The organism is Peribacillus sp. BM1 (genome assembly GCF_056679975.1).
On the sequence record NZ_CM155259.1, the window covers coordinates 797594 to 821042 of the forward strand.

Below are 23449 nucleotides of genomic sequence, written 5' to 3' on the forward strand. Positions count from 1 at the left end.
CCTAACTGTGAATATTAGCTTAATAGTTGTCTGCTAAGGCGTTCAAGCTTCCCGTTAACACTTCCGTCAAAAATACGGTTGCCGATACGAAGTTTGATCCCGCCAAGAATGCTGCTGTCAGCAATATTAGTAATTTTCAATGTACGTTTTCCCACTTTGGCTGCGAATACGGAAGATACAGCCTCCCTCTCGCTATCAGTCAGTGGACGAACTGTATATACTGTCGCTTCTGCTACTGATTTTGCTTCATTAGCCAGTTCAATAAATTCACGCGCCATTTCTGCGATTGAATCCGTACGATGACGTTCAATCATAATGAGAAGCGTATTTTGAATACTGGGAGAGACGCTTGAAAAAGCTTGTGTAATTACATTTTTCTTTGCTTTAATTGAGATTTTAGGCTGCGTAAGGAAGGCTAAAAGTTCCTTATCAGAGCTAAAAACCTCTTTGACTGCTCGGAGCTCTTCTTCTAATTGATCAAGAAGGTTTTGCTCTTGTGCAATTTGGAAAAGAGCTCTCGAATAACGCTTTGCTACCGCAACATCGCTCATCTCTCTTCTCCCGCCTCTTGAATATAATGATTAATTAGTTTCTCTTGATCTGCTTCAGATAGTTCTTTTTCAATAACTTTAGAAGCAATTAAAACAGACAAGGATGCGACTTGTTCGCGCAATGCAACGACAGCCTTTTCCTTTTCTTGTACGATTTCGCGTTTTGCTGATTCTTTCAGGCGTTCAGCTTCTGTACGTGCTTGAATGATAATATCTTCACGCTGAGTCTCACCTTGTTGTTTCGCGTTTTCAATAAGCTGAGTAGCTTCTACGCGAGATTGTTTCAATAGTTCACGTTGCTCTTCTAAATACTTGCTTGCTTCTAGTCTGCTTGCTTCTGCAGCATTGATTTCAGATGCAACATGTTCTTCACGTTGAGTCATGATGCCCATTAGAGGACCAAATGCATATTTTTTAAGCAAGAATAACAAGATGATAAACATTGCCAGTTGGAACAAGGCATCTCCACCGTTAAACTTGCTTATAGATAATCCCAATACTAAACCGCTTGTTAACACGCTTGGTTCACTCCCTTCACGAGTTTCACTTATAATGAGGGTGTCTCAAAAGAGTCTGACTTTAACTTGAGACAGCCTCGTTTATTTTTTTATAGTATTTTCTTCAGCACTATTATGAATACTGAATATGGACATAAAGGAAAGGCGAAGGTTCACATGAAACGAACTTCGCCATTTTTGAACTTTTTAATGGTTCTATTATTGACCTAATACCATGAACGCGATAACTACAGCGATAATTGGCATTGCCTCTACTAGACCTACACCGATAAACATCGTAGTTTGTAGCATTCCACGAGCTTCTGGTTGACGAGCGATACCTTCTACTGTTCTTGAAACGATTAAACCATTACCAATACCTGCACCTAGTGCTGCTAAACCGATTGCGATTGCTGCTGCAAGAAGACCTACTGAACCTACCATTATTAATTTCCTCCTCGAGATATATAATTTTGCAAATTAGTTCTTATGAACTTATAATTAATGGTCTGAACTGACTTTATGAGACAGATAAACCATTGTTAACGTAACGAAAATAAACGATTGAATTGCACCTACGAAAATACTATATCCTTGCCATACCAATGTAGGAATGACGGCTCCAAGGGCGCCCCAAATACCACTCATAGCAAGTGTTCCTGCTAATAAGCCAAGCAATACTTCACCAGCAAAGATATTACCATACAAACGTAAACCGAGTGTCAGAGTATTTGAAAACTCTTCGATTAATGTCATTGGGTTTTTGTATGCTTTCAAGTATCCTTTGAAGCCTTTCATTTGTATTCCATAATAGTGCGCTAAACTTAGAACTAAGACTGCTAAAGTCAAAGTTACAACAGGATCTGCTGTCGGTGATTTCCACCAAAGTACGTGATCATACGTGATCGCAAATGGAAGACCAAGCATATTCGATACGAATAAATACATTATCAACGTCATTCCAAGTAGTTGGAAACGGCCACCCGTTTTCCAGTCCATTGAACTATTAATCATGTTCTTAATAAAGTCCATGACCCACTCCATAAAATTTTGCATACCAGTTGGTTTCATTGCAAGTTTACGAGAGCCAAGTGTAGCGATAATGAAAACAATAACGCTTGCTACAGTTATCATTAAAACATTACTTAAGTTAAAGGTTAAACCTAAAAAATCTTGCGTTGGTGCCCCATGATTCAACTATATTCACCTCTCTTCCCACTACCGACGTTTTAAGTGGATAAAAAAATCTATAATAATGACAAGATAAGCTGTCATCAATCCCAATACTACACTAATTAAATGAAAATGTTCTGGGTATTCAAGTGCAATAATAACAGCCAAACCAGCTGAAGCAAATCTGGTCATTGTTCCGAGAGATTTAACCTTTCTCCCTTCGGTTATTGCTTGATCAAATTTTTTCATCTTTTGATTGACTAGCCATAAATTGTACAAACTTAGGCTAGTTCCTAGCAAAAGTCCCCCAAACACAGTTTGGTAATTTGTAAATCCCCAGCCTAATACAAAAGCCGCCAAAAGATAGACCATGTATTTACTCTGCCTTTTAAAAACGATGTTTATTTCTGGCATTTTTTGTTAATCTCCCGAGAAAATTTTCCTTGCTGTTTTGGAGCATCGCAAAAGTATGTATTGCATGTCCAGTGAGAAGAACCGATTGTGATAAATTACGGCTTGGTGTCAGGCGTTCGGTTTGGCATCTTCTTATTAAAAATGCTCATATACAATGAACCGACAAATTGTGAAAGAATCGCTGACATTTATGCCATTGCCGTATACGGGCTGCGATATTTGACGCATATTGTGCATCCTTGCGGTCGAAATTTGTGGAGGATGTGAATAATATTCCGAAAGAAAAAGACAAAAAAACCGTCTTGAGACTCTGAAACCCCTACCATTTACACCCTTAGTTAGCATACAATAGCCTAACAGGTTATGTCAATGTGTGGTTCGTGAATTTTGTCACAGAACGGTAATAGTTAACGAATTGTTCACATTTGTATTTTGCCTTTTTGTTGACTTTTTCAAAAATACATTTTTCATTCAATTATGATGGTCGTTTCAATCTGATCTTCCTTCCCAAATTTCCTTGCAAAAATTATTGCTGTATACAATCCTGCCACCGGAAGCTTGTCTTTAGCTAATTCCTTCTTAAATAAACCTTGCGGTGCGTCTTTCGCCCAATCCAAATAGCCTACAAAACGAAAATTATCTGGATCATAAAGTGCAATCCCCACTTCATCAGCACCACGTGGTAAATACATTTCATAGCGATACATTCCTTCTTGATCACCGGCGCTGAATTCAAATCCCATTACTCTTGGATAATTCGGTTCCTCCTTCACATAAAGAAACGGTAAACTGATTTCCTTCACGCCTTCAACCAGTTTTAAGTAACCATCATAAATTCCCTTTTTCATAAGCGCTGGGTTTATTTGTAATCCTAACTGGACTTGTTTCTTTTCTCCTGATTGAATAGAAAAGGATGCTGGTAAGTCCCATGTAATTCCCTTTTCTTTCATCGGAATCTGAAATGAGTAATTTTTCTTCTCCTTGCTGGTGTTTTCAATGACGAGTTTCTCTTCATGTTGGTGAATCCCTTCTTTCCTTGTGAACATCCCAAACGAAAGAGAACTTGGGTAAAGAAGCGTATCTGCCTTTAAAGCTTGATCAATTTGCAATCGCCCTGCCCCTTGCTCGAATGTACGATACAACTTCCCCTTCTTATCCAACAGTGGTTTGGACGTACTCATTAGGGCAGACTTCACTTGATCCGGTGTCCATTCCGGATGTGCCTGTAGGATAAGCGCACTTGCTCCAGCTACATGTGGAGCAGCCATGCTTGTTCCCTGCATCTCTAAGTATCCTTGTGGAATTGTACTATTAATCGCCACTCCCGGTGCTAATAGATCCGGTTTAATATCCCAACTTACTGTAACCGGCCCTCTTGAACTGAAATCCGCTAACTGATCTTGTTCCTTCTTATATTCAAACTGCACATTCCACTGCTTAGACCGAATCTGCCTCTTTACCAACTCTCCCGACTTTTTTGAAATAGAAACTACTGGTATACCCAAACCTTTTGTCACACTGCCGATAAAATTCCCCTCTGTATTGTTAAAAATAATAACGGCAACCGCTCCTGATTTCTTAGCATTGATGACTTTTTCAGAAAATGATATGCTTCCCCTCTCTATCAGAGCTATTTTCCCTTTCATTTGTTTTAGATCATCTCCCCTTCCTTTCCCCCCATTCATTATTTCTTGTGTGAAACGTAGCTTCCAAGGTTCCGTCCCTTGCATAGGCATTAACTGAATCATTTTCTTCCTCGCTCCTAGCCCTACTTTCATATATGGGACAACCATTGGAGGTGTCGATGCCCCGACAGAAATTGCTTTCTCTGCAGTTCCTGGTGAACCAACAGTCCAGACTGCTGGACCTGAGTTTCCATTTGAAGTAACCGCGACGATCCCACTTTCCACCGCTTTATTTAGCGCAATTGAGATGGGCAAATCCGGACCATTCACATCATTCCCCAATGATAAATTAAGCACATCCACTTTATCTTCAATCGCCGCTTCAATCGCCCCTAATACTTGTTCAGTATTACCAGTCCCACCTGGACCGAGCGCTCGATATGCAATCACTTCGGCTTCCGGAGCTACACCTTTCATTTTCCCATTGGCTGCGATAATTCCCGCTACATGCGTTCCATGTATCGTCGATTGATCACCTTGTCCTCTCGTTTCCATAGGGTCTTGGTCTCCATCGACTAAATCACGGCCTCCCTTATACACTTTTCGTAGATCAGGATGTGTATAATCAATGCCGGTATCAATAATGCCAACCTTTACACCTTTTCCCGTGATTCTTTGTTTTTTTTCATCAAAAAAAGACCTAGCTTGATCGGCGCCAATAAAAGGAATGCTTGAATCAGCTTGAACACGATAAATCGAAACCTCTGTTATCGCAGAAATTGCATATTCTTTTTTAAGTTGCAGAATTTCTTCCTTTTTCCCTTTAACGGAAAATCCTACGATGGCGTGTTTGAATACTTTCCTAAGCTTGAGCGACGGATATTTTGTCAGTATTGCTTGAATGTCAGTAGTAGATATAGGCTTTTCTAACAGCACAATCGCTGTCATACTTTTGGATTCAATTTGTTTTGGCAATGGCGGTAACTGTGTTGCGTCTACTGACGTTACAGTTGTACAAATAAAAATGAGTATGATTAGTAAAGAAAAGCATTTTTTCAGCAAAAGCGACACCCCTTTCACTTATGGTTTCACTTAAACTCAAGTCTATGCATATGGGGGATGTCCTTTTTCAAAGTAGAGGGTTTTAGATGCAGAATCAAAAAAAAGATCTGTTCTCGCAACGACTATACACAGTGTACACTTCATACTGAATATAGAGTTCAAGATCAGACCTTTATAAAATACTAATTATTTCCCGGCACAAACGTTACTGGAGCTTTGTCAGTTTGTTTGAAGTAAAAACGAATGGCTTCTGCTATCCTTGCTGATGTATGTCCATCACCGTAAGGATTGTGAGCTTTCGCCATCTGTTGATAGGCTTCTTTATCTGTTAACAGTTCAGTTGCTAGATTATAGATGGTTTCTTCATCTGTTCCAGCAAGCTTAAGCGTACCTGCTTCAATTCCCTCAGGACGTTCCGTTGTATCCCGCAAAACTAGAACTGGAACACCAAGCGAAGGAGCTTCTTCTTGCACTCCACCTGAATCAGTCATGATCAGATATGACTTCGCGGCGAAGTTGTGGAAATCAAATACATCTAACGGTTCAATTAAATGAATGCGCGGGTCGTTTCCAAGAACCTCAGCTGCTAATTCTCTGACAACTGGATTCAAGTGTACGGGATAAATGACCTGTACATCATCATGCTCATCAATGAGCCGTTTAATCGCACGGAACATATTGCGCATTGGTTCACCTAGATTTTCACGACGGTGAGCCGTTAATAAAATGAGACGGTCATCGCCAATTTTATCTAAAACGGGGTGTGAATATGTCTCTTTCACTGTTGTTTTTAGTGCATCAATGGCTGTATTTCCTGTAATAAAGATGAATTCATCATTTTTTCCTTCATTTGTTAAGTTCTCAGCTGCTTTTACAGTTGGCGAAAAGTGCAAGTCAGCGATCACTCCTGTCAGCTGACGGTTTGCTTCTTCAGGAAATGGTGAATATTTATTCCATGTCCGCAGTCCTGCTTCCACGTGACCAACTGGTATTTGATTATAAAAAGCCGCTAAGCTTGCCACAAATGTCGTTGTCGTGTCACCGTGTACTAAAACGATATCTGGTTTTACTTCCTTCATCACTCCATCAAGACCCTCGAGGCCTCTTGTGGTGACATCGATGAGCGTTTGGCGATCCTTCATGATATTCAAATCGTAATCTGGTTGGATCGAGAAAATTTCTAATACTTGGTCAAGCATTTGGCGATGCTGCGCCGTTACCGTAACAATCGATTCAAAATGTTCCAATTGATTTTGTAATTCAAGAACTAATGGAGCCATCTTGATCGCTTCAGGCCTTGTACCAAAGATTGTCATAACCTTAATCTGTTTTGACATGACTGCCACCTCGTTTTATCTTATTTTGTTCCGAACAATCGATCTCCTGCATCGCCAAGTCCAGGAACGATATAACCATGGTCATTTAGCTTCTCATCAAGACCAGCAATGTAAATATCTACATCCGGATGTGCTTCTTTCAATAATTCAACGCCTTCAGGAGCTGCAATTAAACACATAAATTTAATGTTAATCGCTCCACGCTTCTTAATAGACGTAATCGCTTCAATTGCAGATCCTCCTGTTGCAAGCATTGGATCAACAACTATGCATTCTCTTTCTGCCAAGTCACTCGGAAGCTTCACATAATATTCTACTGGTTTCAATGTTTGGGGATCACGGTATAGACCAACATGCCCTACTTTAGCAGCTGGAATTAAGTTCAAGATTCCATCGACCATTCCGATACCTGCTCGTAAAATAGGAATAATTCCAAGTTTTTTTCCTGACAACACTTTTACTTTCGCTTTACTAACTGGTGTTTCAATTTCTACTTCTTTTAGTGGCATATCTCTCGTAATTTCGAATGCCATTAAAGTTGCAACCTCATCTACAAGCTCGCGAAATTCCTTCGTTCCTGTTTGAACATCTCGTATAAAAGCCAACTTGTGTTGAATGAGTGGATGATCGAATACATATACCTTTGCCATTAAAGGTTCTCCCCATTTCTATTTCCGGATTTTTTCTTTCCCCTTTTAAAAAGTAGGAAATGTAATTATTCACCAATTTCCTATTGCTCTCCATTAATTGATTTTTGCGCACAGGAATGGTGACGGTTTTCTTATTGCCGGAAAGCCATTTCGACAAAAAAAACACACTTCTAACCATTTTACAGAAAAATATATCTAACTTCAATTATGAATAGAGAAATCATGTGCTTACATTTTTAAAAATCAGCATATTTTTTAACATGTACCGTGAATGAGTTCTTTATCCTTTTTACGCACGAGCTGATTTTAGCACATGGATCAAATCCTAAAAAGGAGGCTGTCATAATGAAAGGGCCTAACCTCACATTGCTATATTTCGTTTAGTAGACGTGTAGAGAACACGATAAACGACGGATAGCATGTGAGGGCAGACCCTTTTCGACAACCTCTTTATGAATTATAAAGAGGGATATAAAGTATATTTTCCAGAAAGAGCTTCCACTCGTTGTTTCGCTTCTTCCAGTTTTGCTTCGTCTTCTACATTTTTCAGAACCAATCCAATAATTGAAGCAATTTCATCCATGTCTTCTAAACTAAATCCACGGGACGTTACTGCCGCAGTCCCAATTCTGACTCCACTTGTTACAAATGGACTTTCAGGATCGAATGGAATCGTGTTTTTATTTACTGTGATTCCAATATCATCTAATGCCTTTTCAGCCACTTTACCCGTCAATCCAACTGAACGTACATCGATCAATAGTAAATGGTTATCCGTTCCACCTGATACAAGCTGGATTCCTTCTTTTATCAAAGCGTCACCGAGGCGTTGTGCATTATCAATGATTTGCTTTGCATATGCCTTAAAATCATCTTGTAGTGCTTCGTCAAAAGCAACTGCTTTCGCCGCAATCACATGCATTAATGGACCGCCTTGAATTCCAGGGAAGATGGACTTATCAATCTTTTTCGCAAATTCTTCTTTACAAAGAATCATCCCACCGCGAGGTCCGCGTAATGTTTTATGGGTAGTTGTTGTAACAAAATCAGCGTATGGAACTGGATTTTCATGTAATCCAGCTGCAACTAACCCTGCAATATGTGCCATGTCGACCATTAAATATGCTCCGACTTCATCAGCAATTTCTCTGAAGCGTTTGAAATCAATGGCACGCGGGTAGGCGCTTGCTCCAGCAACGATTAACTTCGGCTTATGCTGGCGTGCTTTTTCAAGTACATCTTCATAATTAATCAGATGATTTTCTTGATCTACTCCATACTCAACAAAGTTATATTGAACACCACTAAAGTTCACAGGGCTTCCGTGCGTTAAATGTCCACCATGAGAAAGATTCATACCAAGAACCGTATCTCCAGGCTCAAGAATCGTGAAATAAACAGCCATATTCGCTTGCGCTCCAGAATGAGGCTGAACGTTTGCATGTTCGGCACCAAAGATTTCTTTCGCACGGTCACGAGCTAAATCTTCGACAACATCCACATATTCACATCCACCATAGTAGCGTTTACCTGGGTACCCTTCTGCATACTTATTCGTTAATACAGATCCCTGGGCTTCCATGACAGCTTCACTTACAAAGTTCTCTGAAGCAATTAATTCAATCTTGCTTCTCTGTCGACCTAATTCTTCTTGAATAGCTTTAAAAACCTGCTCATCTTGATTCGCTAAACGGTTCATTGTAATCCTCCTCTTAATCCGTGATTGTCAGTATGTATCATAGATTGATGAAAAACCTAATCTACTGAACTACTAGTTTGAAAAATTTCTCTTTCATTTTACCATGTTCAATAAGTGAGTGGTAGTGTATCTATTTAATTTTATCGAACATTATAGACTTTTTTTCATTAATCGTTCGTGTAATATACACTCTCCATAATAAAAACACTCCTCTATATTGACAAGAGAAGCGCTTTACTAAAATTACGAGCAACTTTGGTTTTCTGAAGTATTATTATAAACAGCGCGTTCACCGCCAATGAGTTTTGGACGAGTTTTTGCCATTGTAACATGTGCGTTTCCAATTTCTTTTACAGAAGAACGAATTGGAACTGCGACATGTTTAAGATGCATCCCAATAAATGTATCTCCAATATCAATACCAGCATCTGCCTGAACATGCTCAACAACTATAGGATTCGCTAGCTGCTGATACGCAGCCGTTGCCATTGCTCCTCCGGCTTTTCTAACAGGAACTACTGATACTTCCTCATACCTTCTTGATTCTGCAGTCTCTCTATCTAAAACAAGCGCTCTATTTAGATGCTCACAGCATTGAAAGGCAAGTTGAACTCCTATTTGTTTCTGAAATACCCGCAATTCAGTGAAGAGCATATTCGCTACATCTAGCGTACCTTCTGTCCCAATCCGTTTGCCGATCACCTCGCTTGTGCTACAACCTATGACAAGCAACTGCTTTTCTGTCAAGCCTGCCTCTTGTTGAAATTCTGCAAGCAAAGTTCTGAATTGGCTTCTGATCAACTCTAATTCTTCATATACCATGAAATACGCTTCCTTTCAGAATGATCCGTTTTTATCCTCGTACTCAGAAATTTTCCCAATTCGATTCGCATGACGACCACCTTCGAACTCTTCTACCAACCACGCTTTGGCAATTTCCCGGGCAAGTCCTGGACCAACGACACGTTCTCCCATCGCAAGCATATTGCTATCATTGTGCTGACGTGTCAGCTTTGCACTATAAACGTCATGCACAAGTGCACAACGAATCCCCTTCACCTTGTTCGCAGCGATGCTCATACCAATTCCAGTTCCACAAATCAAAATGCCTTTATCATATTCTCCATTCGCTACCTTTTCCGCAACAGGGAGTGCGTAATCCGGGTAATCGACAGATGTTTGACACTCACACCCAAAATCATCATAAGGAATGTCAAGCTCGTCCATTAACTTTTTTATTTCTTCACGGATTACCATTCCGCCGTGGTCTGATGTGATTGCTACTTTCATTGGAATCCTCCCCAGGATTTTTTACTTTTATTGTGTCATAAATGAAAGAAAAGATAAAGGTATCTTTAACGTAAAACAAAGAGGCAGATCCTGTAATTATTATTTATCGTTTACATGAAGCGTAAATTAAACTATAAACAGTTGTTAGAGTGCGAGGGTAGACCCTTGCTCCGGAAAAAGGAGGACCCATTAGCGAAGGGGCGATTTCCACAACCATTATTCACCATCCGTTTTTTGTTATCCACCAACTTTTTTAATTAACCCTTCGATTAACACCTGAAGCTCACTGAAGGTTTCCTCATACATTTCTCGTGAACCACCGTACGGATCGAAAACATCGCTATTATTAGGGTCATCGAGCACAAATTCTTTCAATGTAAAGGTCTTATCTGAAGATTTTGGGTATGAAGTCGTTATTATAGATTTATGCCCTTCTGTCATCGTGAAAATATGTGTAGCCCAGTCAATTTCAATTTTTGTTAAAAGAGTAGAAGAATGAGCCTGATGTATATTTTGATCTGATAAAATATTTTTTGCATGATCTGAAGCCGGATGGCCTAATGAAGCATATATACCAGCCGACTTCACTTCTATTCCAAACAGCTTCTTCGCTCTTAGTATCGCTTCTGCCATAGGGCTTCGGCATGTATTTCCCGTACAAACAAATAATACTCGAATCATTAAGTCAGCCTCCTTCAATTCCATTATAGTGGACCATTCTCTAATCCTAAAACCTTGTTTCTATATTCCCTAAGATAAAAGTAGCATTTTATCCTAATGGACGTCCATGACAATCCGAACAATATTTTGACATTTTATACGCGAAACATAAGGATATGTTTTAATATCTAGCAAAGGCTGACTTATACAGATAATCGCCTTGTTGTAAGCGACGGAAAGGATAACAAAAAAAGCCAGATTTCAAAAACTCTCTGACTTCGGCTCGTTTATTCATGATTAAAAGGACAGCAAGAGCTTTAAACCGAAAGCACATAAAATGCTACCGCCCAGCACTTCACTGTAAACTCCGAGCAATCCTTGAATTTTCCTTCCTGTTAGTAGACCCAGCCAGGTAAGCAGGGTAGCTGCAATTCCAAAGCAGAGAATGGTTAACAAGGTCTTCGCTCCATAAATCCCCAGAGTCAGACCAACAGAAAGACTGTCCAAGCTCACACTAATGGCAAAAATGAATAACCCTTTCCCTACCGGAGCAAGGAGAGGAGCGTCTCCTCCTCGTATTCCTGATATACACATCTGAATCCCGAGAATGAGAAGTAAAATTCCGCCAGCATAAACAGCAAACACACCAAAATGCCCCGAAATAAACCGGCCAGCTGTCATACCTACTAGAGGCATACATATATGAAAAAGGCCTACTGTCAAGCCAATGAACAATATTTGTCTGAGCCTTAGCTTGAACATCCCCATCCCAAGCCCGACAGAAAAGGCATCCATTCCTAATGCAAATGCCATAAGCATTAAAGTTACCAGCTCTCCCGTAACTACACTCACTTTCCCTACCCCCTCGGACGTGCCTACTTCATGTTATGCATGTCCAAGGGAAAATAGAATGAGAAAAGCGAAAGTGCTGCAAGTCTTTACTTTTCCTTGATTAACTGATGTCCTGCTGCTTTATGCAACCGGTTCATAATAGCTTGACCAATACCTGTTTCTGGATATACTTCTGCCAAAATCAGATCTACATCGAGATCGTTGAATGTCCGTAATGTATCATATAATTTCGCTGCAATTGAATGTAAATTAGCCAGAGAACCTGAACAAACGAGATAATCCGCTTGATAATGATCCGAGTGCTCTTTGGGCACCATCACCGCAACCTTCTTGCCTTCTGCTTGATACTGATCGACTAGCTGCTGAAAAAATTCCCGTTTACCCTCAATTAAAATAAGCGGTGCATTTGGCGCATAATGGGTATATTTCATTCCAGGCGACTTCGGTGTAACTGCTTGATTTTTAAGTGCTACATCTTCGGTAACCGGACCAATAACAGCTTCAATTTCTTCTTTTGTCACACCACCAGGTCTAAGAATGACAGGTACCGGTACTGTACAATCAAGAACGGTCGATTCCACCCCTATACCGGTAGGACCGCCATCGACTATACCTGCAATCTTTCCGTCTAAGTCGGCCGAAACATGTTTTGCCGTTGTTGGGCTTGGTTTTCCTGATGTATTAGCACTTGGAGCTGCAATCGGCACACCACTCGCACGGATTAATTCAAGTGCAACGGGGTGATCTGGCATTCTGACCCCCACAGTTCGCAAACCTGCTGTCACACTATTTGGCAAAACACCTTCTTTTTTTTCAAGAATGAGCGTGAGAGGACCTGGCCAGAATTCCTTAATTAAGATTTTCGCTAATTTAGGAATCTCTGCTGTAATTTCATTTAACTGTTCCATTGACGCAATATGAACAATTAATGGGTTATCATTAGGACGACCTTTTGCTCCAAATATTTTCCTTACCGCTTCATCACTTTTAGCATTCCCTCCTAATCCATAAACGGTCTCAGTCGGGAAAGCAACAACCTCATTTTCAGCAAGTAAATGAGCTGCCTCTATTAGTTGTGGATAACCTTTTTTCTTATCCACAGTTTTATCCACTATCCACAAAATAGTTTCCATTATTAACACCTTCACCTTTTTTACATTATGTTCTATTTCTCATTAAAAGAATCTTATTATTTCACCTTTTATTAAAAAAGTTACTTTGAAAGTATAAAAGATGACTGTAAATAAAACAAGTGTTATCCACAAAATGTGGATAACACTTGTTTGTTTGTGAATAACTTTGTGGGTATGTTGATTAATTCAAAGAATTTTCTGCATAAACCACCGATTTCCCTGTTGGATTAGCTTTTCCACATGTGGAGAACTTTTTATCTCTTGTGCTATATTTTCTTTTCTTTCAAAACCAAACGCTTCAAAAAACGCGAGCGAGCTTTGTTTCTCTGTCACAAGATAGATTGACGCTAATTCGCGACTCTTAGCTGCAAGTAACATACATTGAATAAGCTCTGAAATTTTCTCTGTAGGAAATGCAGGTGAAATCACAAAGGATCGTAGCAATCCGGAATCTCCGATGGGTATTAATCCAATGGTTCCCAAGATTTCACCTTCATCATCTTTAGCGACTACAAAGTAATGATATTGTTTCTGTAAATCTACCTCTCCTGCATTAGCTTCCGATAAAAACCGCGCCAATTCTGGAATGTCCATTTCACTTACTTGATAGAATATTGTCATACGTATCGCTCCTCTAGCTTTTTACTAGGTATATGATAGAAACCCTAAACTAGAACTCCGAGTAAGACACAAACTGAAAAGCGACTTGATCAACCTAAAGAGGCTAGCATAGACCAAAAATGGCTCCAATAACAGAAGAACGCAGTTGCAATTTAATTGGCAACGTCGTCAGCCCTCCCCCTTCATACAAACGGTCAAAATAATTGAGAAAATAGCTCTGCAAAAAATGATTTTACGATAATCGGTTCTTCTTCTTGACCATTGTAGATCGAGTCCTGTTTTACAGCTACTTGAACTTGTTGTGAGTCAGGCTGCTTCTGTAATTCTTCATTATCGTTAAGAAGACTCTCTGTTTCTTCTTTATTCTCAATAAGACCCCGTGATTCCTCTTTATCCTCAATGAGATTCTGCGCTTCTTCTTTCTCTTCAACAGGACTCTGCGTTTCTTCTTCCTCTTCAACAAGACCCTGCGCTTCTTCTTTCTCTTCAACAGGACTCTGTGTTTCTTCTTTCTCTTTTTCAATCAACTCAATAGAACTTTGCGTTTCTTCTTGTTCTTCAATAGGTTTCTGTGATTCTACTTCCTCCTCTTCAAAAGGTGTCTGACTTACTGCTGTTCCATTTGAAAAATCAAGAAAGCATAAGGGCGGGAATAACACACACCACCAATTAGCTCCTTCCCCTGCTCCCAATGTAATGACAATGGCCTCATATTCGCCTGCTGGATATAAATATTGGCCGTACAGCTTCGTTGGAAATTCAGCTTTACCGAATTTAACCGAGACTGTTTGATTCAAACCTTTTTCCGCTATGATTCTTTCTGCTATTTTCTGGATCTGTGGAATATTAGATGAAATGGTTGTTCTTGCTTCGTCTAAGGATGTTAAATCTTCAACCCAGGTAGTGATCTCCTTATTCACTTCATCGCGGATGAGTCGTTTGACTACTTGATCTGCCTCTAAATCACTATTAGCAAGAATCCTTAACCTAATCGCTTCGTCAGGTATCATCTCGGTTTCTTCAACTGTCGCCTCCACTTTAGGCATATATAAACTTACGATCGTTCCAATCGTTAAAATTAATAGATAGATAAGTGCTAAATTTTTTCTCATCTTTATCCTCTCCCCTCACAAAAATAGTGTCGCCAGAAAGGGGGGGGTTTAAACTATATATCTAGAAAAAAATAAAGTATCGATTATCCTAACTTTTTAAAAGTTTAATAGAATCCATTTACACTATAGAAAAAGACCCGTTTATCCACCGCAACGGGGGAAACTGGTCTTTAACAGAAAAAGTAGAATTTATAGGCACCTTTTGTTTTAGAGTTCAGCAAAAACCATTCGATCCTTGCCATTAATATCATATTCAACACTGACTAATGCTTTGGGAAATGCCTTTTGTAACATTCCAGCAACTGAATTACCTTGTCCTGCACCGAATTCAAAGCCGATGAGTCCTGGTTTTTTCATAACACGGGGGAGCTCCTCCATAAACCGACGATAAAAGTCCAAACCATCCTCACCCGCGAACAAAGCACGGTGTGGTTCATGTTCGGTTACAACGACTGACATCGTTTCTTTGTCGGCTACGGGAATATAGGGCGGGTTGGAAAGAAGGATATCGAACGTTTGTCCCTTTTCAATAAATGGCGCTAATAAATCTCCTTGTACCCACTCAACCTCTGCCGATAAAGTATTTCCATTTGTTCTAGCAACATCCAAAGATGGTTTCGCAATATCTGTCGCAGTCACAAGCAATTTAGGACATTCTAGCTTCATCGTAATGGCAATTGCACCGCTTCCTGTTCCAATATCTACAAGCGTGAGCGGCTGTTCTACTGGAAACATTTTTTTAATTTTACGAAGTGCATGTTCAATTAATTCTTCCGTTTCCGGTCTTGGAATCAGAACTTCTTCATTCACCTTAAAGGTTCTGCCGTAAAATTCCTCGGAACCGATTATATATTGAACAGGCGTACCCGTCACATGCTTTTGTACAGCTTGAAGGAACGAGTTTTTGATATGATCGGGGAGTTCATCATGTAAACTCGCAAGCAACTGTGACCGATTTACTCCAAGATAATATTGTAGTAAAATCTCCCCGGCATTCCGATCTCGATTATTCTCCACTAGAAAAGAAGAAGCCCAATTCAGGGCTTCGTATACTTTTTTACATGACTTAATCATCCGCATTTTGCAGCCTAGAGGATTGGTCCTCTACAATTAATGCATCAATTACATCATCAAGCTTACCTTCCATGATTTGATCGAGCTTCTGAATCGTCAAACCAATTCTATGGTCTGTCACACGATTCTGCGGGAAGTTGTACGTGCGAATTCGCTCTGAGCGATCACCTGTTCCAACTGCCAACTTACGGTTTTGATCGTACTCAGCTTGAATTTCCCGGTTAATTTTATCATACACACGAGCACGCAAAACCTTCATAGCTTTTTCTTTATTTTTGATCTGCGACTTTTCATCCTGACACGAAACAACCGTATTGGTCGGAAGATGTGTTAATCGAACAGCGGACATCGTTGTATTTACACTCTGTCCCCCAGGACCACTAGAAGCAAATGTGTCGACGCGAATATCTTTTTCATGGATTTCAATTTCTACTTCTTCTGTTTCAGGTAATACAGCAACCGTAGCTGTTGATGTATGAATTCGGCCACCTGACTCTGTTTCAGGAACACGTTGAACGCGGTGTGCTCCATTCTCAAATTTCAATTTAGAATAAGCGCCATTTCCGTTAATCATGAAGATAATTTCCTTGTAACCGCCTAGTCCTGTTGCATTGGCATCAATGATTTCAGTTTTCCAGCCCTGCATCTCAGCATATCGGCTATACATGCGATATAGACTTCCGGCAAATAACGCTGCTTCATCTCCACCAGCCGCGCCGCGGATTTCCATAATTACGTTTTTATTGTCATTTGGGTCTTTGGGAATTAAGAGAACTTTTAACCGAGCTTCCAACTCTTCAATATTCGATTCAAGTTCATTCAACTCTTCTTTAACCATCTCTTTCATATCCGCATCAAGCTTTTCATCAAGCATTGCTTTCGCTTCTTGATATTGTTCCCGAATTACTTTATATTCCTTATACGTAATAGCGGTATCTTGAATATCCGATTGTTCCTTCGAGTATTCTCTAAGCTTATTTGAATCATTGATCACTTCAGGATCACTTAATAATTCATTTAATCGTTCGTATCTATCTTCAACTGCCTGTAGTCGATCAAACACTCTTTTCACCTCATAATTTCCAAGGAGGATGTCCCAAAAAGATCTGATCCATATGTTTTGGACACACCATCCATTGATTCGCCTCTTTAGCTTTTTAGTTTATCCATTTCATGTTAATTATAGTATAGGATAATAATCAACGTCAAAGACAATCGGGTAAAGGATGCTCGAATCCGGTAATTTTAAATTAATGATCTCGTTTTATATCAACATGATAACGCGGTAATGCTTTAATCAGAAGACGATGAATTCGTTTCTTTTCCTTCTTCCATTCTGATTCTGTTTTAATTTCCCCATGATCTTCAATGGTCACAACCATCGAAAGCCCATTTACCCAGACACCCGTTGCCTCATAATCCGTTTGGGCCTCAACTATTTTACGAGCCTGCTCGATATCATCTCCATTAGAAGGAGCTATGTTCGATACACGATACGGAGTATTTAACAGTTGATCAGCAGGCTGATTACTATAATGCCCATTATCACTCGTTACCTTTTTTAGATTACTCGTGCCTACTTCATTCGTATTATTCTTATCTCCCGCATTATTCGACAAGCCATTACAGCCTGTTAATAATGCGATGATTACAAAAGACCATATTATTTTCATACGGAAACCCCCTTTGATCCTGCCCTTTATAAGGCTTGGTAATAGGCTTCCCATATTTAGCGCAAAACATAGGTGAAAAAGGGTCAGACCCCACATCTCCTATATATCGTTTATGGCATAAAGATGACACATAAAAGATGTATAAAGTGTGAGGTCTGACCCCTCGGACGACTTCTTTATTATTTTGTATGATTCTTTACAATTCTTTTCATCTTTTCGGACTTATCAGGTACCATATGATGATGTCTACATCTAGGCTCATACGCTTCAGAAGCTCCCACAAGTATGATAGGTTGATCATAGGCAGCTGGAAGTCCATTCACAAGTCGCTGAGTTCTACTTGCTGCTGAACCACAAACCGCACAAACAGCTTGAAGCTTTGTGACAGATTCCGCCAATGCCATCAAAATCGGTACAGACCCAAATGGTTCGCCCCGAAAGTCCTGATCCAATCCAGCCAGAATAACACGATAACCGCTGTCCGCAAGCTGCTGGGCAACATCTACAATTTCTTCGTCAAAAAATTGTACCTCATCAATCGCAATGATATCTATTTTTTTATCGAGATAATTAAAAATCTCAGTAGAATGCGAAATTGGTTTCGCCATAACAGATGATCCATCGTGGGACACTACAGCTTCTTTCGCATAGCGATTATCAATAACAGGTTTGAAAACAGCAATACTCTGTTTCGCAAACTGAGCTCGGCTGACCCTTTTAATTAATTCCTCCGATTTCCCTGAAAACATACTTCCACAAATCAATTCAATCCAGCCAGATTGTTTCATTTCATACATTGAAACAGTCACTCCCCTTTCCAGCTATTACCCTTCCTTCCGACCAATTTCTCACGATCACTTCGTCCTGATTCTTGGTCCAAAAACCTAATCTATAAAAACAGAGTTAACAACCCTGTCACCTTTCAAATTCCATCAAACGGATTATATTAAAGCCCTTTTTCAGGCAATCTTAGTAAAAAGACCATTAATTCGCAATAAAAAAACAGGCAAGGACGTACACTTGCCTGTTTCGGAAGTTTTCATTATTACTGTTGTTCTGATTTGATACCGTATTTTTTGTTGAAACGGTCAACACGTCCGCCAGCTTCAGCGAATTTTTGACGACCAGTGTAGAATGGATGACATTCTGAACAAGTCTCAACTTTAATTTCTTCTTTGATTGAACCAGTTTCAAATGTATTCCCGCAAGAGCAAATTACTTTTGCAAGTTTATAATTTGGATGGATTCCAGTTTTCATTCTTTTCATCTCCTTCTGCCCTGAATCATTCTGAAACAGAGTTATAACTTCAATGTGAAGATAAGTAACCCTCACATAATTTGTAAAAACACATGCACTTATTATAACAACTATAGTCGAGATATGCAACTACTTGTTACATTTTACTAAGAGTAATGTATAACGGGAACGTCAACGCTAGCACATCCACACAGGACCGAAAGCCATTATGGAGAAAAGCTAGACCACTTGATCTGAACACCGTTATTCAATATAAAACTCTTCTTATCGTTTAAGAACGCTTGGATGCAGCCAAGCCTTTTTTCATCTCTTCTTCCAACTTACCGAAAAATTCTTCATTGTTCTTTGTTTGTTTTAAACGGCGCAAGAATTTCTCGACGAAATCAGGTGAGTCAGACATTGTTTTGCGGATTGCCCATAGCTTATCAAGGCGGTCTTTCGGAATTAACAACTCTTCCTTCCGTGTTCCAGAACGTCTGATATCAATTGCTGGGAAGATTCTTCTCTCAGCTAGCGTTCGATCCAGATGAAGCTCCATGTTTCCCGTACCTTTAAATTCTTCATAAATGACGTCATCCATACGTGAACCAGTATCAACAAGCGCTGTTGCAAGAATGGTTAAACTTCCACCTTCTTCAATATTACGCGCTGCACCAAAGAATCGTTTTGGTCGATGGAAAGCTGCTGGGTCAATCCCACCTGAAAGGGTACGACCACTTGGCGGAATCACAAGATTGTACGCTCTAGCAAGACGAGTAATACTATCCATCAGGATAATAACATCACGTTTATGTTCCACAAGTCGCATTGCGCGTTCAAGAACTAATTCTGCCACTTTAATATGGTTTTCAGGTACTTCATCAAACGTTGAGCTGACTACATCCCCAGCAACCGACCGTTCAATATCCGTTACCTCTTCAGGACGCTCATCAATTAAAAGCACGATTAATTCTGCTTCTGGGTGATTCGTTGTGATTGAATTAGCAATTTCTTTAATCAGCATCGTTTTACCCGCTTTTGGTGGCGCAACAACCAAACCACGTTGTCCAAACCCAACTGGAGCAAGCACATCCATAATTCGAGTGGACAAATATTTCGGAACCGTTTCCAGCTTAATTTGACGATCAGGGTATAGCGGGGTCAAACCAGGGAAATGCACACGTTCCTTTGCTGATTCTGGGTTATCACCATTGACAGCTTCAACATGAAGCAAGCCATAATAACGTTCGTTCTCTTTAGGAGGTCGTACTTTACCAGATACCTTATCACCATTTCTCAGGTCAAATCGGCGAATCTGTGAAGCGGAAATATAAATATCCTCTGAGCTTGGAGAATAGTTAATCGGACGAAGGAAGCCGAATCCCTCAGATGGGATGATTTCAAGTACACCTTCCATGAATAATAATCCATCTTGCTCAGCTTGTGCTTTTAATATCGCAAAGATTAGTTCTTTTTTTGAAAGCTTGCTGTAATACGATACTTTGTATTCGCGAGCATGTTCGTACAAATCTTTTAATTTCATGTTTTCTAAATTCGAAATAGTTAAATTCATTTTGGCACCACACTTTATATAATTAACGGTTACATCCATATCATACATAGATTATACGGATGGGAAATAAATGGCAATAGGAAGAGTATCCTTTTTGCTAGAAGATAATGATTGACATCTTTACTTGTAAAGAAGAATAAAATAGAAGGCTCATAAATTTGGAGTAATAAATAGATAGTTGATTGAATGTAAAATGTTTATAAAAACAACCTTTATTGTACTTTCTTTATTTTAATTAATCAACTTAATTTTTTTGCAGAGAAAGCGAGCAGTGAAAACCGCCCGCTTTTATTGAAGGGTTTCTGAAATCCACGAGGTAGAATTGGTTAACGCATGACCAGGTTCGGTTTCTTTTTCAAGCTATGACGCCCTTCGACAAAGCGGACTGTGCCAGATTTTGCTCGCATGACAACAGAATGGGTTTCGCCATAATTCCCTTTAAATTGGACACCTTTTAATAATTCTCCATCAGTGACGCCTGTTGCAGCAAATATTGCATCGTCCCCACGAACAAGGTCTTCCATTCTTAACACAGCATTGACATCAATACCCATCTTCATACAGCGTTCAGCTTCTTCGTCATTTTGCGGAAGCAGTTTCCCTTGGATTTCTCCCCCAAGGCATTTTAAGGCAACAGCTGAAATGACGCCTTCAGGTGCTCCACCGCTACCAAATAAAATATCAACACCAGTATGATCAAATGCTGTATTAATTGCTCCAGCCACATCACCATCATTAATTAACTTAATTCGCGCTCCAGCATTACGTAATTCTTGAATAATCCTTCCGTGTCGCTCGCGATTTAACACCGTTGCTACAACATCTTGGATATCTTTATTCTTTGCTTTTGCGACAGCTTTTAAGTTGTCAAGAATCGAGGCATCGATATCAATTAACCCTACCGCTTCAGGACCAACAGCAATCTTTTCCATATACATATCAGGGGCATGTAGTAAATTACCATGATCTGCAACAGCTAATACCGCAAGAGCGTTCCACCCGCCAGATGCGACAATGTTCGTCCCCTCTAAAGGATCTACCGCCACATCTACACGAGGTCCATAGCCTGTCCCAAGCTTTTCACCTATGTATAGCATTGGAGCCTCATCCATCTCTCCTTCACCGATGACGACCGTCCCTTTCATGGGAACTGTATCAAATACATCTCGCATAGCGGTTGTGGCTGCATCATCCGCTTCCATTTTCAACCCTCTACCCATCCAGCGTGCTGATTCTAATGCCGCTCCTTCTGTCACACGAACAAGTTCCATTGATAAGCTTCTTTCCATCGCGATTCCCCCCTTAATGTTACAAAACATATTCTTTTATTTAAATTAGTATAACACATTCGAATAAGCATTGTAACACATTGAACAATAGGGATATTGTTAATTTTTAAACTGTTCAATTTCTTCCACAGTCATTTCTTCGCGCCAAATCGTTGCCCCAAGCCCTGATAACTTTTCAACAAGATGGCTATAGCCTCTGTCGATATGTTCAAGGCCTGTTACTTCCGTAATTCCTTCAGCCATAAGCCCCGCAATAACCAGCGCCGCTCCAGCACGCAAATCACTTGCCTTTACTTTCGCCCCTTGGAGTTGGGCAGGCCCATTAATAATGGCAGCACGTCCCTCAACTTTAATGGTTGCATTCATCCTACGGAGTTCATCGATATGCTTGAATCGTGCTCCATAAATCGTGTCTGTAACCATACTTGAGCCAGTTGTTTTCGTTAACAATGATGTGAAAGGTTGTTGAAGGTCTGTAGGAAAACCTGGGTAGACAAGCGTTTTGATATCGACGGACTTTAATTGAGATCCAGGAGAGACGAAGATTTGATCATCTCCTGTTTCTATATTCACGCCCATTTCCCTTAGTTTGGCAATCAAAGATTCTACATGTTGGGCAATGACATTATCAATAATGATGCCTTTTCCAACCGCTGCAGCCATAATCATAAATGTACCAGCTTCGATTCTATCAGGAATAATTGTGTGTCTGCATCCGTTTAATTTTTCAACACCATCAATTCGGATAACATCTGTGCCAGCTCCTTTAATTCTCGCGCCCATATTTGTCAATAATGTCGCTACATCAATGATTTCCGGTTCTTTAGCTGCGTTTTCAATGACTGTTCGGCCTTTCGCAAGTACCGCCGCAAGCATAATATTAATAGTTGCTCCCACACTTACAACATCTAGGTAAATTTTTGCGCCTCTAAGTTCATCTGCTCTTAAATAAATTGCGCCTTGCTCATTCGTAACCTGAGCACCGAGCGCTTCAAATCCTTTAATATGTTGGTCTATCGGACGAGGACCTAGATGACACCCACCAGGCAAACCAATAACAGCTTTCTTAAACTTCCCAAGCATGGCTCCCATCAAATAATAAGAGGCACGTAATTTCTTCACTCTCCCATTTGGCAATGGCATTGAAATCATTTTTGATGGATCTACAGTCATCTCTCCATCCCGAAAATCAATCTCGCCACCTATCTCCTCAAGAAGCGCTTTCAACATTTGAACATCCGATATATCTGGTAATCCCTCAATTGTAACAGTAGAATCTGCTAATATTGTTGCAGGAATGAGGGCAACGGCACTATTTTTAGCCCCACTTACTCGAATACTCCCTTGTAACGGGTACCCACCTGCAATCTTAAGTTTTTCCATAATAAACTCCCTTCTACGCTAGCACTGGAGAAAATTTCACCCAAAATTAATAATGGGATATTTTACCATTTCATACATATGCTTTTCTTAGTTTCACTTTACTAGTTTGCACAAAAATTCAAAAGTCATGTATACAAATTTAAAAAAACTTTTTAGTTAAAAAGCATGGAAGATTTAGTCTGGATCGGAATGCATAGCATCATAGAAAACGTTTACACACTTATCTTACATTCCAATATTTGAAATAGCTCCATTCCTTTTTCTATTAAAGAACGGTTCTTAACCTATCTTCTATATTGGGCGTTTTTGAAATAACCCTCCTATACGTGTAATTTCATTGTTTCCTCTAGTTTATATGATTGTGAAAAAAATTCCAACTGTTTAGTGGAAAAGGGGCAGGGCTTCGCAAAAACAGCTCTGCACCACCACCTTCATAAGGTGACTTAGTTTTTAGAACCTGAACCTTTTTCATCGCTGGATTAGGAGCAGAAGCTTATGGATGTTTTGCACACACATACGAGAAGATAGCTATTAAAAATGCGTC

At 39.9% G+C, this 23449-nt stretch carries 24 protein-coding genes; all 24 read right to left on the minus strand.

The window, feature by feature from the left end; all coding sequences use genetic code 11:
- Positions 1-14: 14 nt before the first annotated feature.
- On the minus strand, positions 15-551 hold the full coding sequence (locus AC1MGI_RS03810; RefSeq protein WP_480348643.1) for a F0F1 ATP synthase subunit delta: 537 nt from the start codon (positions 549-551) through the stop codon (positions 15-17).
- On the minus strand, positions 548-1069 hold the full coding sequence (gene atpF / locus AC1MGI_RS03815) for a F0F1 ATP synthase subunit B (RefSeq protein ID WP_062185414.1): 522 nt from the start codon (positions 1067-1069) through the stop codon (positions 548-550). The genes AC1MGI_RS03810 and atpF overlap by 4 nt, the downstream gene beginning before the upstream one ends.
- A gap of 198 nt (positions 1070-1267) precedes the next feature.
- Entirely contained in the window at positions 1268-1492 is a 225-nt protein-coding gene (gene atpE, locus AC1MGI_RS03820) for a F0F1 ATP synthase subunit C (RefSeq protein ID WP_028393442.1), read from the minus strand.
- Between the two features lie 57 nt (positions 1493-1549).
- Positions 1550-2245 carry a F0F1 ATP synthase subunit A gene (atpB, locus tag AC1MGI_RS03825; RefSeq protein WP_062185412.1) on the minus strand — a complete coding sequence of 232 codons (696 nt, stop codon included), beginning with the start codon at positions 2243-2245 and terminating at the stop codon, positions 1550-1552.
- A 21-nt stretch (positions 2246-2266) separates the two neighbouring features.
- A complete protein-coding gene (locus tag AC1MGI_RS03830; RefSeq protein ID WP_062185410.1) occupies positions 2267-2635 on the minus strand; it encodes an ATP synthase subunit I in 369 nt (122 codons plus the stop codon).
- Between the two features lie 467 nt (positions 2636-3102).
- Complete coding sequence (locus AC1MGI_RS03835) at positions 3103-5322, minus strand: S8 family serine peptidase (RefSeq protein ID WP_480348644.1); 2220 nt, start codon at positions 5320-5322, stop codon at positions 3103-3105.
- Positions 5323-5504: 182 nt separating this feature from the next.
- Complete coding sequence (gene wecB / locus AC1MGI_RS03840) at positions 5505-6659, minus strand: non-hydrolyzing UDP-N-acetylglucosamine 2-epimerase (protein WP_480348645.1); 1155 nt, start codon at positions 6657-6659, stop codon at positions 5505-5507.
- Positions 6660-6679: 20 nt separating this feature from the next.
- Positions 6680-7309, minus strand: coding sequence for a uracil phosphoribosyltransferase (gene upp / locus AC1MGI_RS03845; protein WP_480348646.1), 630 nt, complete (start codon positions 7307-7309; stop codon positions 6680-6682).
- Between the two features lie 457 nt (positions 7310-7766).
- Positions 7767-9008 carry a serine hydroxymethyltransferase gene (gene glyA / locus AC1MGI_RS03850; RefSeq protein WP_480348647.1) on the minus strand — a complete coding sequence of 414 codons (1242 nt, stop codon included), beginning with the start codon at positions 9006-9008 and terminating at the stop codon, positions 7767-7769.
- Between the two features lie 243 nt (positions 9009-9251).
- A complete protein-coding gene (locus AC1MGI_RS03855; RefSeq protein ID WP_480348648.1) occupies positions 9252-9830 on the minus strand; it encodes a TIGR01440 family protein in 579 nt (192 codons plus the stop codon).
- 15 nt (positions 9831-9845) lie between these two features.
- Positions 9846-10298 (minus strand): ribose 5-phosphate isomerase B, encoded by a 453-nt coding sequence (rpiB, locus tag AC1MGI_RS03860; protein WP_062185401.1) that lies wholly within the window; start codon positions 10296-10298, stop codon positions 9846-9848.
- 237 nt (positions 10299-10535) lie between these two features.
- Positions 10536-10979 carry a low molecular weight protein arginine phosphatase gene (locus AC1MGI_RS03865; RefSeq protein ID WP_480348649.1) on the minus strand — a complete coding sequence of 148 codons (444 nt, stop codon included), beginning with the start codon at positions 10977-10979 and terminating at the stop codon, positions 10536-10538.
- A 276-nt stretch (positions 10980-11255) separates the two neighbouring features.
- Positions 11256-11810 carry a manganese efflux pump MntP gene (locus AC1MGI_RS03870; protein ID WP_480348650.1) on the minus strand — a complete coding sequence of 185 codons (555 nt, stop codon included), beginning with the start codon at positions 11808-11810 and terminating at the stop codon, positions 11256-11258.
- Between the two features lie 86 nt (positions 11811-11896).
- A complete protein-coding gene (locus AC1MGI_RS03875) occupies positions 11897-12943 on the minus strand; it encodes an L-threonylcarbamoyladenylate synthase (RefSeq protein ID WP_480348651.1) in 1047 nt (348 codons plus the stop codon).
- 186 nt (positions 12944-13129) lie between these two features.
- Positions 13130-13564: a GNAT family N-acetyltransferase gene (locus AC1MGI_RS03880; protein WP_480348652.1), complete on the minus strand. Its 435-nt coding sequence runs from the start codon at positions 13562-13564 to the stop codon at positions 13130-13132.
- A 194-nt stretch (positions 13565-13758) separates the two neighbouring features.
- Positions 13759-14676, minus strand: a complete 918-nt coding sequence (spoIIR, locus tag AC1MGI_RS03885; protein WP_480348653.1) for a stage II sporulation protein R — start codon at positions 14674-14676, stop codon at positions 13759-13761.
- A gap of 207 nt (positions 14677-14883) precedes the next feature.
- Complete coding sequence (prmC, locus tag AC1MGI_RS03890) at positions 14884-15750, minus strand: peptide chain release factor N(5)-glutamine methyltransferase (protein WP_480348654.1); 867 nt, start codon at positions 15748-15750, stop codon at positions 14884-14886.
- Entirely contained in the window at positions 15743-16822 is a 1080-nt protein-coding gene (gene prfA, locus AC1MGI_RS03895) for a peptide chain release factor 1 (protein WP_480348655.1), read from the minus strand. The genes prmC and prfA overlap by 8 nt, the downstream gene beginning before the upstream one ends.
- Before the next feature lie 178 nt (positions 16823-17000).
- A complete protein-coding gene (locus AC1MGI_RS03900; protein ID WP_480348656.1) occupies positions 17001-17423 on the minus strand; it encodes a hypothetical protein in 423 nt (140 codons plus the stop codon).
- A gap of 179 nt (positions 17424-17602) precedes the next feature.
- Positions 17603-18220, minus strand: a complete 618-nt coding sequence (locus tag AC1MGI_RS03905) for a thymidine kinase (protein ID WP_480348657.1) — start codon at positions 18218-18220, stop codon at positions 17603-17605.
- 248 nt (positions 18221-18468) lie between these two features.
- A complete protein-coding gene (gene rpmE / locus AC1MGI_RS03910; protein WP_062185380.1) occupies positions 18469-18681 on the minus strand; it encodes a 50S ribosomal protein L31 in 213 nt (70 codons plus the stop codon).
- Between the two features lie 271 nt (positions 18682-18952).
- Complete coding sequence (rho, locus tag AC1MGI_RS03915; protein ID WP_480348658.1) at positions 18953-20233, minus strand: transcription termination factor Rho; 1281 nt, start codon at positions 20231-20233, stop codon at positions 18953-18955.
- 326 nt (positions 20234-20559) lie between these two features.
- Entirely contained in the window at positions 20560-21522 is a 963-nt protein-coding gene (glpX, locus tag AC1MGI_RS03920) for a class II fructose-bisphosphatase (protein ID WP_062185373.1), read from the minus strand.
- A gap of 99 nt (positions 21523-21621) precedes the next feature.
- On the minus strand, positions 21622-22905 hold the full coding sequence (locus AC1MGI_RS03925) for a UDP-N-acetylglucosamine 1-carboxyvinyltransferase (RefSeq protein ID WP_480348659.1): 1284 nt from the start codon (positions 22903-22905) through the stop codon (positions 21622-21624).
- Positions 22906-23449: the final 544 nt, after the last annotated feature.

Bases quoted from the DNA above. Each gene is read 5' to 3' on its own strand.
- upp (WP_480348646.1), bottom strand. From the start codon at position 7,309: ATGGCAAAGGTATATGTATTCGATCATCCACTCATTCAACACAAGTTG.
- AC1MGI_RS03830 (WP_062185410.1), bottom strand. From the start codon at position 2,635: ATGCCAGAAATAAACATCGTTTTTAAAAGGCAGAGTAAATACATGGTC.
- rpmE (WP_062185380.1), bottom strand. From the start codon at position 18,681: ATGAAAACTGGAATCCATCCAAATTATAAACTTGCAAAAGTAATTTGC.
- AC1MGI_RS03810 (WP_480348643.1), bottom strand. From the start codon at position 551: ATGAGCGATGTTGCGGTAGCAAAGCGTTATTCGAGAGCTCTTTTCCAA.
- AC1MGI_RS03925 (WP_480348659.1), bottom strand. From the start codon at position 22,905: ATGGAAAAACTTAAGATTGCAGGTGGGTACCCGTTACAAGGGAGTATT.
- atpE (WP_028393442.1), bottom strand. From the start codon at position 1,492: ATGGTAGGTTCAGTAGGTCTTCTTGCAGCAGCAATCGCAATCGGTTTA.
- AC1MGI_RS03865 (WP_480348649.1), bottom strand. From the start codon at position 10,979: ATGATTCGAGTATTATTTGTTTGTACGGGAAATACATGCCGAAGCCCT.
- AC1MGI_RS03900 (WP_480348656.1), bottom strand. From the start codon at position 17,423: ATGAAAATAATATGGTCTTTTGTAATCATCGCATTATTAACAGGCTGT.
- prmC (WP_480348654.1), bottom strand. From the start codon at position 15,750: ATGATTAAGTCATGTAAAAAAGTATACGAAGCCCTGAATTGGGCTTCT.
- AC1MGI_RS03880 (WP_480348652.1), bottom strand. From the start codon at position 13,564: ATGACAATATTCTATCAAGTAAGTGAAATGGACATTCCAGAATTGGCG.
- spoIIR (WP_480348653.1), bottom strand. From the start codon at position 14,676: ATGAGAAAAAATTTAGCACTTATCTATCTATTAATTTTAACGATTGGA.
- glyA (WP_480348647.1), bottom strand. From the start codon at position 9,008: ATGAACCGTTTAGCGAATCAAGATGAGCAGGTTTTTAAAGCTATTCAA.
- AC1MGI_RS03855 (WP_480348648.1), bottom strand. From the start codon at position 9,830: ATGGTATATGAAGAATTAGAGTTGATCAGAAGCCAATTCAGAACTTTG.
- wecB (WP_480348645.1), bottom strand. From the start codon at position 6,659: ATGTCAAAACAGATTAAGGTTATGACAATCTTTGGTACAAGGCCTGAA.
- rpiB (WP_062185401.1), bottom strand. From the start codon at position 10,298: ATGAAAGTAGCAATCACATCAGACCACGGCGGAATGGTAATCCGTGAA.
- glpX (WP_062185373.1), bottom strand. From the start codon at position 21,522: ATGGAAAGAAGCTTATCAATGGAACTTGTTCGTGTGACAGAAGGAGCG.
- rho (WP_480348658.1), bottom strand. From the start codon at position 20,233: ATGAATTTAACTATTTCGAATTTAGAAAACATGAAATTAAAAGATTTG.
- AC1MGI_RS03905 (WP_480348657.1), bottom strand. From the start codon at position 18,220: ATGTATGAAATGAAACAATCTGGCTGGATTGAATTGATTTGTGGAAGT.
- AC1MGI_RS03875 (WP_480348651.1), bottom strand. From the start codon at position 12,943: ATGGAAACTATTTTGTGGATAGTGGATAAAACTGTGGATAAGAAAAAA.